This is a genomic window from Cohnella sp., assembly GCF_041640265.1.
Classification (GTDB): Bacteria; Bacillota; Bacilli; order Paenibacillales; family Paenibacillaceae; genus Cohnella.
The window spans coordinates 46,467-61,007 of record NZ_JBEQAP010000022.1 but is presented as its reverse complement, the minus strand read 5'-3'; the positions used below and the strand labels follow the sequence as shown (position 1 = coordinate 61,007).

Here is a 14,541-nt window from a genome sequence, read left to right as displayed (position 1 = left end):
AGCAAGGAACGGAGGTTAGAACCATGTCTGGTATTGGCGCATCGGGGATTATTCTGTTAGTCCTTATCGCATTGCTTCTATTCGGACCGAACAAGCTGCCTGAATTGGGCAGAGCATTCGGCCGTACACTTCGCGAATTTAAGAAAGGCGCGAACGATCTCATGGATGATTCCAAGGATAAAGATCGTACTGCCGCTCGCGTAGATGTCTCACCCGAAGAGAGCGAGCTCCCGAAGACGGAACGTCGTCTCCCAGAGTAAATTATAATGAATACAAGCAGGGGCTGTCCCTCGGCGCAGATGAATTATTTGCGAAGGGGACAGCCCCGTTGTTGCATGGAGGCGATTGTCATGAAGGATAGTCTCAACGCTGGGCAGGATGAAGATTGGATGCCGATACTCGACCATTTTGGAGAGCTGCGCAAACGGATTATTTATTGTTTGATTGTTTTTATACTAGGCTTAGCGGGCGGCTTATTCGGCGCGCAACCTGTATTCGATTACTTGGTTGCCGCTGCTCCGGTGGACAATCTTGAGCTCAATGTGTTCTCGCCGTGGGATGCCGTAGGCTTATATATGAAGTTTGCTATACTCATCTCTCTGATAGCCTCGATTCCGTTTACTTTGTTTCAATTATGGTCGTTCGTGAAGCCGGCGCTTGGCAAGAAAGAACAGAAAGCGACTCTCCGGTATGTGCCTGGCGCTCTAATGATGTTCTTGATCGGACTAGCATTCGCTTATTATGTCGTTTTTCCAATGGCATTTATGTTTACCGAGACAGTGACCCTAAGCATGGGCTTGGAGCAAACCTATGGGGTGGCGAATTATTTTGCATTTTTGTTTAACATTTTGTTGCCCGTTTCCTTACTGTTCGAGCTCCCGCTAATGATTCTTTTCCTAACTCGAATCGGAATCCTGAACCCGCGAATGCTTCAGAAAATGCGCAGATTAGCATGGTTTATCTTAATAGCCATTGGAACAATGATAACTCCGCCTGACTTCATCTCGGATATATTGGTTTCGGTTCCTTTGGTTTTGTTATATGAAATAAGTGTTTTACTGTCCCGGATTGCATATCGTAAACGAATTAAAGCCCGAGAAAGCAGAACGGCTGAGTTGGCGAGCGAAGATATCGATTAATTCGTCCCAAGATAGTAATAATCGATACTCAGTCCTTACAAAAAGAAGCAAATTGTGGCATAATTCGATATTCCAAAAGTCGAAGTTATGATACAATATTTGCTAGAAAGGGCTTACATCGGCTGTTGAATCCAGGAGGGGCTAATGAAATGCGTGAATTGACATTGGGTCGGAAGATTGCAATCGGTTATGCGGGAATGGTTGCCTTATTGGTTATCGCTTTTATACTTATGGTTACGGGAATGGATTTAGCTGATCAGAGGTCGTTGTTCGTCCAGCTTATTATTATCTTCGTAATAATAGCGGTTGCAGGAGGCTTTGGTCTCATGCGGTTAACTCGGGGCCTGACCGAAGCAATCGGTGGAGTGACTTCAACGCTTCGTAACATCGCTTCTTCCGGGGGCGATCTAACAAGACGGATTCAAGTTCGTTCTTCCGATGAAATGGGAGACCTAGCTGGAGCAGCCAACCAAATGCTCGACGGCTTGCAGAAGATGATGAAGGAGCTGCGCGACAGTACGGCTGAGCTTGCGGCTTCTGCGATACTGCTCAAGCAAGGAGCAGACGAGAACGCGCGGGTGAGCAGTGAAGTGTCTAAAGCTGTGGAGAAGGTAGCTTCTGGTTCGGAGACGCAAGTCGCCCAGTCACAAGAAATATCCGCTACCATGCAGGAGACGCTAGACGGACTCAATCAAGTCGCTGCTACGACAACAGGAGTGTCCGATGCGGCTCAATCAACGGTTAGCCGAGCAGAGGAAGGTTCTGAATTACTTCGCTCTACATCCGGGGAGATCGCTCTAGTAGATACGGCATTCCGATCCTTGCAGGAAGTCGTCAGAGGGCTAAATCATAAGTCAGAAGAAGTTCGTGAGGTTATTGGATACATATCTGAGGTTGCCAATCAGACGAATCTCCTTGCATTGAATGCTGCAATCGAGGCGGCTCGTGCAGGTGAGCACGGTCGCGGATTTGCAGTTGTCGCGGGCGAAATTCGTAAACTGGCTGATCAGACTCAGCAATCCGCCGTTCAAATCGGCGATACCATTGGGACGATGTCTAGCGATATCGCTCAAGTAGCAACGATGTTCGAGCAAAGTGCGGGTCAAGTTTTCTCGGCAGTTTCTGGAATGCAGAACGCGGAAGAAACATTCCGTGATATCGTCGGCAAGGTCGGTCAGCTAAGTGCCGACATCGTTGATGTCGCTGCATCTGTTGAGCAGATGTCCGCCGGAAGCACCTCCGTTGTACAATCGATTCAAGATATCTCTCGCATAACGGAAGAGACGGCTTCATTCACGGAGCAGGTTTCGGCTATGACGGAGGAACAACTGTCCTCCACAGAAGAAATGGCTCGTACGGCGGAGAACCTGAGTTCCATGGCAACGCGCTTGAAAGGTTTGGTCGGTAATTTCAAAACGTGAATGAGCATTAGGCAAAAGGGAAACAATGGAAAACGTGCCAGCTCGGTGCGGATCCGCAGCAGATGCGGATTCGCATTTTTTTTATGGATAAATTAACATAAAAGGACTTGAAAATGATCCGCAAAAACCGTATCATAGAAAATGGCTGTTAGCACTTGACGCAATCGAGTGCTAACGAATAAGCAACACAAATAAATTGCACCTATCTAAGAAGGAGGCTATTTTCATGATTAAACCTTTGGGTGACCGCGTGCTTGTTGAAGCAAACGCGAAAGAAGAGAAAACGCTTAGCGGTATCGTATTACCGGATAACGCAAAAGAAAAACCGCAAGAGGGTACAATTATTGCGGTGGGCAGTGGAGCTTTGACAAAAGACGGTGAGCGGATCGCATTAGAAGTAAAAGAAGGCGACCGTGTATTGTTCTCTAAATATGCGGGTACTGAAATCAAATACGAAGGCAAAGAGTATTTGATTATGAAGGAAAGCGACATCCACGCGATCGTTGGCTAATAAGCCAAACTCTTGTTGTACTTACTGACATTACAAAGCAGCCGGGAAGGCAGCTATACTTACAAATCTTAAGGAGGTTATTTAACGATGGCTAAGGAAATTAAATTCAGCGAAGACGCGCGCCGCGCAATGCTTCGTGGTGTAGATGCTTTGGCGAATGTAGTAAAAGTAACACTCGGACCGAAAGGCCGTAACGTTGTTCTAGAGAAAAAATTCGGCTCCCCGCTGATCACTAATGATGGTGTTACCATTGCTAAAGAAATCGAGCTAGAGGACGCATTCGAGAACATGGGTGCTCAGCTTGTTAAAGAAGTAGCAACCAAAACCAACGATATCGCAGGTGACGGTACGACTACTGCAACGGTTCTTGCGCAAGCGATGATTCGCGAAGGCTTGAAAAACGTTACAGCAGGCGCTAACCCTATGGTTATCCGCAAAGGAATTGACAAAGCGGTTAGAGCGGCTGTCGAAGAATTGCAGAAGATTTCCAAGCAAGTTGAAGGCCGTAACGATATCGCTCAAGTTGCTGCGATCTCTGCTGCTGACGATGAAGTCGGTCAATTGATTGCTGACGCAATGGAAAAAGTTGGTAAAGACGGCGTTATTACGGTTGAAGAGTCCAAAGGTTTCCAAACGGAGCTTGAAGTGGTTGAAGGTATGCAATTCGACCGCGGTTACGTTTCCCCTTACATGATCACGGATACGGACAAAATGATCGCTGTGCTTGAGAATCCTTACATCCTTATCACAGATAAGAAAGTATCCAATATCCAAGAGATCCTTCCCGTATTGGAGAAAGTCGTTCAATCCGGTAAGCAGCTGCTGATTATCGCAGAAGACGTAGAAGGCGAAGCACAAGCTACGCTTATCGTTAACCGTCTGCGCGGCACATTCACGTGTGTTGCAGTTAAAGCTCCTGGCTTCGGCGATCGCCGCAAAGCAATGCTTCAAGACATTGCCGCTCTGACCGGCGGTCAAGTAATCACTGAAGAGCTGGGTCTGGAATTGAAATCGACCACGGTTCAACAATTGGGTACTGCGCGCCAAGTTCGCGTAAGCAAAGAAAACACCATTATTGTTGACGGTGCGGGAGACACGAATGATATTGCAGCTCGCGTTAACCAAATCAAAGCTCAAATCGAAGATACAACTTCCGATTTCGATCGTGAGAAATTGCAAGAGCGTCTGGCTAAGTTGGCTGGCGGCGTTGCAGTTATCAAGGTTGGAGCAGCTACTGAAACCGAACTGAAAGAGCGTAAGCTTCGCATCGAAGATGCTTTGAACGCGACTCGTGCAGCGGTTGAAGAAGGTATCGTATCCGGTGGCGGTACTGCACTGGTTAACGTATACAACGCAGTATCAGCAGTTAAGGCTGACGGCGACGAGAAGACAGGCGTTAATATCATTCTTCGCGCATTGGAAGAACCAATCCGCACAATCGCAGCTAACGCAGGCCAAGAAGGCTCCGTTATCGTTGAGCGTTTGAAGAAAGAAAAAGTTGGAACTGGCTACAATGCCGCGACCGGCGAATGGGTTAACATGTTCGAAGCTGGCATCATCGATCCAGTGAAGGTAACGCGTTCGGCTCTGCAGAATGCAGCTTCCGTGGCAGCAATCTTCCTGACGACAGAAGCGGTTATCGCTGACAAGCCTGAGAAGAACGCAGGCGGCGGCGGTGGTATGCCAGGCGGTATGGACGGAATGGGTGGTATGGGCGGCATGATGTAACAATCAAGCCAAAACCCTATAATAGCAATGAAAACGGGACCTTCTACGGGTCCCGTTTTGCATTAAAGTCACGTAAAAGTTACATTCCTTACAAGGTGGCTTTGGAAAGTATGTCTGAAAAGTTATTACGGACTTTCTCAGAAGAACCCACGAATCGACCATCCCAAGCAGCTGTAGGTACAGAAGGTGGTTTAAGCGATAGAGTAGTCTATTTCAATCAATCATCAGAATTTCTCGAATCTCTTGTTCAGTCAGGCTGGACAGTGCCTCCTGGCCGGGCTGGATAACTTCCTCGATGAGATTCTTCTTTCTCTGCTGAAGCTCGTACATCTTCTCTTCCACGGTTCCTTGAGTGACGAGGCGAATGACTTGGACGACGTTCTTCTGCCCGAAGCGATGAGCGCGATCGGCTGCCTGCTGCTCCACGGCTGGGTTCCACCAGAGGTCGTAGAGGATAACCGTATCCGCTCCGGTTAGGTTGAGCCCCGTTCCCCCAGCCTTCAATGAAATAAGGAACAGGTCTCTTTCGCCATCGTTAAATCTGTTGCAAAGCTCGACGCGCTCATAAGCGGGCGTCTTCCCGTCAAGGTAGAAATAAGGCACTCCCTGATAACCCAGCTCGCGTCCGATTAAATCCAGCATTTGAGTGAATTGAGAGAACACAAGCAAACGCTTGCCCGCGCTTCGACATTCCTCGATAATCTCCATCAGCTGCTCGAATTTGGCTGAGCTTCCGGCATAACCCTCGACGAATAAAGCGGGATGACAGCATATTTGACGAAGACGGGTTAAACCTGACAGGATTCTGATCCGGTTTTTCTGGAAGGTTTCTTCGTTTAGATGCTTCACGGTTTCGTGACGAAGCTTAGCTAAGTAGGCCACATACAGCTTCTTCTGCTCCGGCAGCAGCTCGGATGCTTGCAACGACTCAATTTTGTCCGGGAGCTCCTTCAATACATCAGTCTTCAACCGACGAAGGAGAAAGGGACGAATTCGCTTGGAAATGGCTTCCCGAGTTAAGTCATTAAAAGCTTTCCTGCCCGTAAACAGCTCAGGGAAGACAGCATCGTAGATAGACCAAAGCTCCTCCAGGGTATTTTCCACTGGCGTTCCGGTCAAGGCAAAACGATACCTCGCTTGAATTCCCTTCACCGCATGAGCTGTCTGCGTGGCGTGATTCTTAAACATCTGCGCCTCGTCCAAGATGAGGGTATGGAACGATTGCTGAGCATACTCTTCAATATCCCTGCGCAGAAGGGGGTAGGAGGTAATCACAACATCCACTTGAGAAGCACCTCGAAGAGCAATGCTTCGTTCTGCTTTACTCCCATCCGCAATAACCGCTCGGATATCAGGGGCGAATTTCCTTAGCTCATTGTGCCAGTTGTATACGAGAGAAGCGGGTGAAACGATGAGAACGGGAAGCTCCTGATCTCTGATCTCTTGTAATACAGAGACGATAAAGGCAATGCTCTGCAGCGTCTTGCCAAGCCCCATATCGTCTGCTAGGATCCCTCCGAAGCGGTAATGGGCAAGAGTCTTAAGCCACTGAAAGCCATATTTCTGGTAATCCCGAAGAACAGGAGCAAGGCTAGCCGGTACCAGAAAGTCTAGATTGTCTGGGTTACGCATGTTTTCTAGCATCTGCCGGACTGACTTGCTTAGCTTGATCGTATTCCCTTGCAGCTCAGAATCCATTAAATGGATTCCGCGAACAATGGGGAGCAAAATCTCCGAGCCTCTTAGATCCGCCAGGCGAATGCCCATTGTAGTCATTAACCGAGCGATTTCTTGGAGCTCGGAGCTCTCTAAAGGAACAAAAGCTCCGCTAGCTAATTTATAATACTTGCGTTTCTCCTCGAGTGATTTCAGTACATGACGAATTTCGGCATCCGGAATCCCATCCATGTGGAACTTGAATTCCATCCATTCCGTACGTTCACCGATGTTCACCGTCACCATTGGCGGGGTATGAGCGCTATGAAGCCTGATCTTAACCGCGGAGGTAGCGAATACATCTGCCAGCTTCTCCAGCTCAGGGAGGATGTGATAGAGGAAGTTGTATTCAGCTTCCTCATCGTTCATGAAGTAGCCGCCCTCTGTCTTAGCGAAGGAGCCCTGCTCCATAAGCTCCAATATTTGCCCTTCCTGATCCCCGTCGCGCATGAGGATGCGGCCCTCGCCGCGCTTCTGGTCCGTCCCTTCTAACGGATTGATGATAATGTCTCCATATTGAAACTCTAGACCGGCAAGCAGGCGATCCTTCACGCGGTCCAAATAGAGCTTGGCCTTGAGAGGCGTTTGCACAATACGTTCCGAGACAGCTTTAGCGATACGGACGCTGCCTAGCTTCATAAGACCCGGAATGACCTTCTCCATGAAGGGCTCCATTTGCTCTTGCTTAATTTGAACTTGGTGCTTATAGGATGTATCCAGCATTTGCTTAAGCTCCGCGAGCCGTTTACACTGATCGACCTGCAGCTTAATAAGCTTTCCATTGGCGAGAACGATCCCATAAGACTCCATAACGGTAATATTATCCAGACCTTGCACGTCCAATTGATAGCCTTCGGATTGTGCTTGATCGAACTCGAAGTGAAGAGGAATCGGATCACTAGATACATGGATTTCTGTGAAGGTTTGGCTTCCCTGCTCGAGCTGTACGGATACATCTCCCGTAATTAAAGGAAGAAGAGTATCCCATGAGGAAGGCGGAATTAGAAGCACTCTATCGCCGCTTATACTATTAGAATTCAAAGAGAATGTGCTCGAGGTTTCTCGGAACAGCTTCTCGTTCTGATGAATTTGGATGAGCAGCTTGAGTACCGCATCATTATTGACTTGAAAGCTGTGAAGCTTTGGATCATAGGTAAAATGTTTGGAGAACACATAAGTTTCTCTTCGATCCACTCGTTCGAGGAATTCTCTTATTTTCTGTACGATATAGAGACGCTTTAGTCCGACCTTGAGCTCTACGCCGAACAAGTACTTCTGATAACCATAAGGAAAGGGCTTGATGATGAACTGTAAATCAAGGCTTGTTCGAGTATCGAACAGAGGTCTAATACGGCTTGGGCGTTGCGGATTGTCGGTAAACAGACCTAACATGCCGTTTATCAACCTAACCTCTTCAGAACTTCTATTTCCTCTAGCTGCAGAAATCCCAAACCGCCCACCGTTATATCTGGACCTTGCCGTATCCGTATTTTTTGCGTGCAGTAAGGATGGGTAAGAACGAGTTGGCGATCTGCCTTCATGCTGAAGATCATGTATATTCAGTAATACCGCAGCAATATGCTTACAATAGTTGTCGTAAGTAAGAAAAGCGGGACAGGTGCATCCCGCGTCGATATCCCCATTCAAATCGATCTCTACCGAAACCTGATAGCTGCTCGTGCCTTCGACTGTGGCTTCGTAGAACGAGGCTTCGGGGTCGTAATGGGTAAAGGTTACTCTTTTGTCGCGATAATAGTCGTCTCCTATTTCATAGGAGACGTGACCGCATAGCAACTTGATAACTCGCTGGGTCAATTGAAAGCTTTGCATATAATGCGGATTCCTCCTAAAGCTGAAAACCTAAAGCTTAAAGAAACGGACCGACTCATTCAGTTTACTTACGATATCTTTCAGTTGGTCTGCGGAATTGGAGATGCTCTCTACGAGAGCAAGCTGCTCCTCTGTGGCTGCGGCTACGCTCTGTGCTTTGCCGGAGATATCCCTTGCCGAGGAAGAGGATTGCTCCATTCCAGCAGAAACCTCCTCCGAGCTAGCGGACATCTGCTCTGTTACAGCGGAGGTATCGTGTATCTGCTCGGAAACCTGCTTAATGGAGTCTGCGATCGATTGGAAGCCATTTGCTACATCATCCATAATAGACGTTCCGCGTTCCGATTGCACGACTGTTGTTCTCATAAAGGCCGTGGCTTGATCGATTTCACTCTGGGTATCTGCGATTAGCTCGTTAATGACCTGAGCGGATTCAAGTGAACTCGTCGCTAATTTTCGAATTTCAGCTGCGACTACGGCGAAGCCTCTGCCGTGCTCGCCGGCTCGAGCTGCTTCAATAGATGCGTTTAGCGAAAGAATCCCGGTCTGATTAGCGAAGCTGGTAATATTTTCGGTAATGGCACCGATTTTAGCGGATTTCTCATTTAACAGGTTAACGCTTAGGTTCGTCTTTAATAGGGTACCCATCATCTGGTCCAATTGCTCTCTTAGCTTCAGAAGAAGATCGGCGCCATGATCCGCTTGTTCATTTGTTTGCTGGGAGTGCTCGGCAATACGATTCGTGCTCTCCGCGATTTTCTGGACGCCGACGGCCATTTCTTCCATCGCTGTGCTGGCTTCCCCCGTGATCGTGGCCTGTACATCTACTAAAGAGGTCACTTCTTGAATATTCTCAGCTACGTGACTGGCGGCCGAAGTCGACTCTTGAGCGCTTATGGATAAATCGTGCGAAGCGTTCGCCACAAGCTGCGTGCTGTTGGCAATGCCGCCGATGAGCTCTCTCATCTTGCCGATCATGTTATCGACGGACAAGAGAATCTGTCCCAGCTCGTCCTTATCATACTTCTTCTGCGGATTGTATTTCAGAATTCCGTCGGATACTTGCTTGGTTTTAAGTTGTACTAGGGCTACGGTACTTGTGATTTTGCGAATAAGTATAAATCCGAATAAACTCAACAATAGCCACTTGAGAATCAATAAACTATAAGTCGTTGTGTTCGTCGTTTTTTTCTCTTTGTTGATTTCACTGACATTAGCTAGGGCATAGACTTCAAGGATTTCGCCGAATTGATTTATATTTTCGCGTGCTTCTTCAAACTGAGTATGTAGCTTGGCTTCGGTTTCCGCAGAAGAGGTTGTTTCTTGCATATTCTTGTCTGCCTGTTCAACCCATTGCTTAAATAAAACGGTTACATCTTGGATGATAGAGTCGATGGATTTGCCGCTTTCAGCATGAGTAAGCTGGATTAATTGCTGCTCCTTCAGGATGCTCAGTGCTTGGTTAATTCGATCATTGGCCTGTGTTACATTCTCATTGAAATCCTTGTAGGCCTGCTCTTTGTCGGATGGAGTAATATAGCTGGACTGAGTTCTCAGATAGCCGCTATAAGCTTGATACATATCTCGATCTGCATTAAGAACCAGGGAAGTTGCCCGGTTAGTCGTATCATAAAGCACAGTGGTAAGCTTGTTGATGTTGGAGGAATTCATTTGCAAGAGGTAAATGGCAGTCAATGCGAATAGCAGCAGTGGGACAAAAAGTAAAATGAGCAGCTTTGTTTTGATGGCAACGTTGTTAATCATGGCTGTTTTGCTCCCTTTTAGGTCATCTAGTTACATTTTATTATCGGTCAAGGGAAACAAAAATGTAGTACCCTAAGTCAGTTTTTTGAGTTATTAAAGAATACTTGAGTTATAAACCCCAGCAATGGGAAGTAATGGTTTAATAGAACGATCAGCAGGCGGAACAAATCAGGCAATGGGTCTCCCGAGGGAAGACGAGCTATAGAGCTAAGTCCATTTGGCCGCCCATAGCTTCATTTCCTTAACGATTTGATGCAGATCCTCGCCCTTGGGCGTTAAGGTATATTCAACCGTCACGGGAACGGTAGGGTATACCGTACGAGTTAACGCGCCCTTCTCTTCCATGTGCCGAAGCGTGCTTGTCAATGCTCTTGGACTTACTGAGGTAATACTTCGCTGAAGCTCACCAAAACGGCGCGTACCGCAAAATAATTCACGCAGAACGAGAAAAGCCCATTTTCCCCCGATAACGTCTAATGTTTTCTCGATGGAACATTCGATAACGACGGGTTGCTTAGGTTCGGTCGTGGATGGTGCGGTTGAAGATGGCATGTAAAGTTGCCTCCTATACGGAAAATATTATGAAGCTTATTGATATACAAAGTATAGCTAATAGCATTACTGCTTATTAAGAGCCTAAAGACTCATTTATTCAATTATGGATGTTTTAAGTGTTATCGTCCATTCAGCCCAAACATAGGCTAATCCATTTATTAACAGTATTTTGTGCAGGTGATTATCCATTATATTTGCAAACTAGTTGAACAACTGTATTTACTACAGGTATTTTGAGCATTAAGCAATGATATGAGTGGAAACGAAAATATTGCCTGCAGTAAATGCAGGTCAAAGGAGCGAAATCATCAAATACAGTAGAAAGACATGTACAAAATACAGGTCACGTTATGGAAACGATATTCTGTATTTCGATCAGCGCTAAATTACATAAACACAATAAGGCTCCGTTCAGTAGGAAATTAATGAATAGAGGCTGTACCTGGGGAGAATTGGTTTCCTCCACTGGTATAGCTTCTTCTCCTCGACAATACTTCTTCTTAAGCCTTCCGATGGAAATCTTTTTTAATTCGAAGCAGCAGCTCTTCATCCGTTAGAACATCACAAGCGGTTTGCGCAAGCATCGTTGCGCCGAATACCATGGCATCGTAGGCGGTATCCGTTTGCGCGGCATCCCGGAATTCGAGAGTATGAAGCTGATAAGGCTCGTTTACGACCTTAATATAGGGATGTATGACCGGACAGCGCAAGGAGACGTTACCTAAATCTAACGATCCGTTGTCGTGTCCTTTCCGAATGTCCTCCACGGGGATTCCGGCGGAGATCAGATTAGCGGTGAAGGCCTCGGACAAGGGCTCATTCGTACGCAATTCATCATAAGAATACTCATAGTTGCTGACAGTCAGCTTACAGCCTGTGGCGATAGCGGCTGCCTTCGCGCAGGCCGTAACTTTGCGTGCCAATTCATCGGTGTACGCACGTGTCGCTGATCGTACATAGAACTGGGCGGCGGCATACTCAGGAATAATGTTAGGCGCCTGTCCGCCATGGGATACAATTCCATGAATCCGAGCGTCAGTCTGCGTCTGCTGCCGAAGTGCATTCACCGAGTTAAACAGCGATATAACCGCATCAAGAGCATTAATGCCCTTATCCGGATTGGCTGCGGCATGGGCAGCTTTGCCATGGAATTCGAATTGCAGGGCGTCCATTGCCATTGATGAGCCTGACCGTTCGTAGCAATGATAAGGATGCGCCATAATCGCGATGTCGCAATCGTCGAATAAGCCAGCGGCAGTCATATCAATCTTAGCGCCCTTCGTTTCCTCGGCAGGCGTTCCGTACACGCGTATCGTTCCGCCGGTAGAGTCGACAATAGAGCGTAAGCCTGCGGCAGCACCGAGCGCCATCGTACATATCAGATGATGCCCGCAGGCGTGGCCAAGCTCCGGAAGAGCATCATATTCGGCCAGCAGTCCGATAAGCGGACCGGGCTTCGCAGAACGATATTCGGCAATAAAGGCCGTTTCTAAACCTAACGTTCCTCTAGCCGCTTGATAACCGAGTGTTTCGAGTTCGGAAGCGAGCAGAGCGGATGCTTGTTTTTCCTCGTGCCCGAGCTCCGGATGAGCTCCGATGAATACTGCTATTTCTTTCAAACGCGGCGAGAAAGAGGTTATTGTATTCCGAATGGTGTTTTTCAGGTCGGCCATGGGGAGAACTCCTTAGGTTAGGGATTGTTTCCATCGTAGCCTTTTTACGGGGGGTTAATCAAGCGGGTATTCTCATGTCGTAAATTTGTAGTTTTTATGGCACGAAAACTCATTATCAACTATTATATAGTTGTGTAATCTGTATGTATTGTCGTGTATTTTGAGTGAAAGAGCCAAGGAGGCGCACATATGATTCGGATAGGCAAAATTAGCTATTGGCACGTGCATGCAGAAGATTATACCCGTCAGGCGATTGCGAATCCCCATACGGAAATAGTCGCGATATGGGATGAATTGTCTGAGCGAGGGACGGAGAAAGCGGCGAAATACGATGTGCCTTATTATGCTGCACTTGATGAAATGTTAGCTAGAGATGATATCGATGCTGTCATCGTGGATGCTCCGACGAATATTCATCATGAGGTCATGATGAAGGCGGCTCGTGCAGGCAAGCATATTTTCACGGAAAAAGTAATTGCACCGACAAATAGAGAGGTCCAAGAGATCCTATCCGCAATTCAAGAAGCGGGCGTGAAGTTCGGGGTTTCGCTGCCGCGTCTCTATCACGGAACGACACGTGTCGTAGAGAGGGTTATCAAAGAAGGTGATCTTGGTAAGCTGACGATGGCACGAGTCCGATTGTCCCATAACGGGGCAGTAAAGGACTGGCTTCCTTCTCATTTCTATTCCAAAGAACAGTGCGGCGGCGGCGCATTAATTGACTTGGGGTGTCACCCGATGTACTTGGTCCGGTTGTTTCTCGGCATGCCGGAGAGCGTCAACGCCAATTTCGGTTATGTGACCGGAAAAGAAGTAGAAGATAATGCAGTTGCGGTTCTTCGTTATCCGGAGGGGGCTTTGGGCATTGTTGAAGCGGGTTTCGTCAACAGCCACTCGCCTTTCTCCATTGAGCTGCATGGCACGGAAGGTACATTGTTATGCGGATTTCCAGATGAGAAAAAGCCGGTAATACGGAGCAACAGCCGGGGTCAGGAATGGGAAGTACTCGAGGTAGAAGAGGATCTCCCATCGGCGTTTGACCAGTGGGTGGAGCATATTATTAACGGAACGGAAGCTGCTGACAATGTCGCTATGGCGGTTGATTTAACCAAGCTCATGGAAGCGTCCAGCCTTTCGGCAGCGGAAGGGCGCCCAGTACGTATCGACGAGCTTGCCTGATGAGCAAACGACTCGATCGTAAGCCGTCCGGAAGTCCCTCTCCTTTTCCCTATGCGCGGATGGCGAACAAATGGGACACGCTGGACCGATTGGATTTGCAGTTCCGGTGGGGGGCATTCGGAATTCGGGTGCTTCGTTGCCATCTGACCTTATTTCAGCCTGGTGAAATCGTTAATTTTCATAAGCATTCGGAGTTTGAGTTTCATTTTATCCCGAAGGGTAAAGGGAAGGTTATTCTCGTCGATCAGATGTTTGATCTTCACGAAGGTTTATTCTACGTAACAGGACCCGACGTCGTCCATTATCAAGAGTCGGATCAAAATGATCCGATGTATGAGCTATGCCTGCACTGCGATATTATCCCTCTGGATGACGTCAAAGCCCCTCATGAAAAACGAGAGGTTAGCAATGGCTATGGGGACGAGCTGGAGGCAGAAGATGCGCGGGCATGCATGGCTATTTTAGGCCGATTGCCTGCCGTGCCTGTCGTGGATCGGTATCATGCGATGAATTGTTTCCTGGAAGCCTACAGGACTTGGGAAGAACAGCCGATCGGGGTTTACACTTTGATGAAACAGGCCATTATTCAGATCTTACAGCGGACCGCACGAGTATTCGACGATCTGGGCGGCAAAGCGGGTATCCCGGTAAGAGATATGAATTATCATCGCTATCAGATGGCCGCGAAATATGTGCAAGATAATGAAGGATTGCCGATCAGCTTAGAGCAAGTGGCGCAAACCATCAACGTTAGTCCCAGGCAGCTGCAACGAATATTCCGCAGTGAGGGCCAGACCACATTCCGCGACTATTTGGAGCATGTTCGCCTCACTTGCATTTGTTCGGAGCTGCTCCATACCGATCGGCCGATTGAAGAGATTGCACTTGATCACGGGTATGCGAACCCGAACTATTTATATCCCGTATTCAAGCACAAATACGAAGTGACGCCCTCCGTTTACCGGCGGATGAATAAGGGCGAAGCAGGGGCCAGATTAAAACCCAATTAGAGAGGAATCTATCAA

Annotated in this window: 11 protein-coding genes; 7 read left to right on the top strand and 4 right to left on the bottom strand. The window is 47.7% G+C overall.

Features of this window, described 5'->3' with window-relative positions; genetic code table 11:
• Positions 1–23: 23 nt before the first annotated feature.
• From tatA to groL, 5 genes are all read left to right on the top strand, one after another.
• The gene (gene tatA / locus ACESLK_RS16690; RefSeq protein ID WP_373230736.1) at positions 24–260 is read left to right on the top strand and encodes a twin-arginine translocase TatA/TatE family subunit; all 237 of its coding nucleotides are present in this window, start codon (positions 24–26) and stop codon (positions 258–260) included.
• 90 nt (positions 261–350) lie between these two features.
• The gene (tatC, locus tag ACESLK_RS16685) at positions 351–1,139 is read left to right on the top strand and encodes a twin-arginine translocase subunit TatC (protein WP_373230735.1); all 789 of its coding nucleotides are present in this window, start codon (positions 351–353) and stop codon (positions 1,137–1,139) included.
• 149 nt (positions 1,140–1,288) lie between these two features.
• A complete protein-coding gene (locus ACESLK_RS16680; RefSeq protein WP_373230734.1) occupies positions 1,289–2,560 on the top strand; it encodes a methyl-accepting chemotaxis protein in 1,272 nt (423 codons plus the stop codon).
• A gap of 226 nt (positions 2,561–2,786) precedes the next feature.
• A complete protein-coding gene (gene groES / locus ACESLK_RS16675) occupies positions 2,787–3,071 on the top strand; it encodes a co-chaperone GroES (RefSeq protein WP_373230732.1) in 285 nt (94 codons plus the stop codon).
• A gap of 87 nt (positions 3,072–3,158) precedes the next feature.
• Entirely contained in the window at positions 3,159–4,799 is a 1,641-nt protein-coding gene (groL, locus tag ACESLK_RS16670; RefSeq protein WP_373230731.1) for a chaperonin GroEL, read from the top strand.
• Between the two features lie 213 nt (positions 4,800–5,012).
• On the opposite strand, the gene ACESLK_RS16665 is transcribed toward groL, so the two are convergent.
• The 4 genes from ACESLK_RS16665 to ACESLK_RS16650 all read right to left on the bottom strand — a co-directional run bounded on the left by ACESLK_RS16665 (position 5,013) and on the right by ACESLK_RS16650 (position 12,337).
• Positions 5,013–8,345, bottom strand: a complete 3,333-nt coding sequence (locus ACESLK_RS16665) for a DEAD/DEAH box helicase (protein WP_373230730.1) — start codon at positions 8,343–8,345, stop codon at positions 5,013–5,015.
• 30 nt (positions 8,346–8,375) lie between these two features.
• A complete protein-coding gene (locus tag ACESLK_RS16660) occupies positions 8,376–10,109 on the bottom strand; it encodes a methyl-accepting chemotaxis protein (protein ID WP_373230729.1) in 1,734 nt (577 codons plus the stop codon).
• A 207-nt stretch (positions 10,110–10,316) separates the two neighbouring features.
• Positions 10,317–10,661, bottom strand: coding sequence for a winged helix-turn-helix transcriptional regulator (locus ACESLK_RS16655; protein WP_373230728.1), 345 nt, complete (start codon positions 10,659–10,661; stop codon positions 10,317–10,319).
• 503 nt (positions 10,662–11,164) lie between these two features.
• Positions 11,165–12,337, bottom strand: a complete 1,173-nt coding sequence (locus tag ACESLK_RS16650; RefSeq protein WP_373230727.1) for a M20 family metallopeptidase — start codon at positions 12,335–12,337, stop codon at positions 11,165–11,167.
• A gap of 189 nt (positions 12,338–12,526) precedes the next feature.
• On the opposite strand from ACESLK_RS16650, the gene ACESLK_RS16645 reads away from it, so the two are divergent.
• Together ACESLK_RS16645 and ACESLK_RS16640 are read left to right on the top strand one after the other, a co-directional pair.
• Complete coding sequence (locus ACESLK_RS16645) at positions 12,527–13,516, top strand: Gfo/Idh/MocA family protein (RefSeq protein WP_373230726.1); 990 nt, start codon at positions 12,527–12,529, stop codon at positions 13,514–13,516.
• The gene (locus tag ACESLK_RS16640) at positions 13,516–14,526 is read left to right on the top strand and encodes a helix-turn-helix transcriptional regulator (RefSeq protein WP_373230725.1); all 1,011 of its coding nucleotides are present in this window, start codon (positions 13,516–13,518) and stop codon (positions 14,524–14,526) included. Before ACESLK_RS16645 ends, ACESLK_RS16640 begins: the two co-directional genes overlap by 1 nt.
• Positions 14,527–14,541: the final 15 nt, after the last annotated feature.

What these genes read in the sequence shown, in the direction of transcription:
- tatA (WP_373230736.1), top strand. Translation starts at nt 24, where the DNA reads ATGTCTGGTATTGGCGCATCGGGGATTATTCTGTTAGTCCTTATCGCA.
- ACESLK_RS16650 (WP_373230727.1), bottom strand. Translation starts at nt 12,337, where the DNA reads ATGGCCGACCTGAAAAACACCATTCGGAATACAATAACCTCTTTCTCG.
- groL (WP_373230731.1), top strand. Translation starts at nt 3,159, where the DNA reads ATGGCTAAGGAAATTAAATTCAGCGAAGACGCGCGCCGCGCAATGCTT.
- ACESLK_RS16645 (WP_373230726.1), top strand. Translation starts at nt 12,527, where the DNA reads ATGATTCGGATAGGCAAAATTAGCTATTGGCACGTGCATGCAGAAGAT.
- ACESLK_RS16640 (WP_373230725.1), top strand. Translation starts at nt 13,516, where the DNA reads ATGAGCAAACGACTCGATCGTAAGCCGTCCGGAAGTCCCTCTCCTTTT.
- ACESLK_RS16680 (WP_373230734.1), top strand. Translation starts at nt 1,289, where the DNA reads ATGCGTGAATTGACATTGGGTCGGAAGATTGCAATCGGTTATGCGGGA.
- tatC (WP_373230735.1), top strand. Translation starts at nt 351, where the DNA reads ATGAAGGATAGTCTCAACGCTGGGCAGGATGAAGATTGGATGCCGATA.
- ACESLK_RS16665 (WP_373230730.1), bottom strand. Translation starts at nt 8,345, where the DNA reads ATGCAAAGCTTTCAATTGACCCAGCGAGTTATCAAGTTGCTATGCGGT.
- ACESLK_RS16660 (WP_373230729.1), bottom strand. Translation starts at nt 10,109, where the DNA reads ATGATTAACAACGTTGCCATCAAAACAAAGCTGCTCATTTTACTTTTT.
- ACESLK_RS16655 (WP_373230728.1), bottom strand. Translation starts at nt 10,661, where the DNA reads ATGCCATCTTCAACCGCACCATCCACGACCGAACCTAAGCAACCCGTC.
- groES (WP_373230732.1), top strand. Translation starts at nt 2,787, where the DNA reads ATGATTAAACCTTTGGGTGACCGCGTGCTTGTTGAAGCAAACGCGAAA.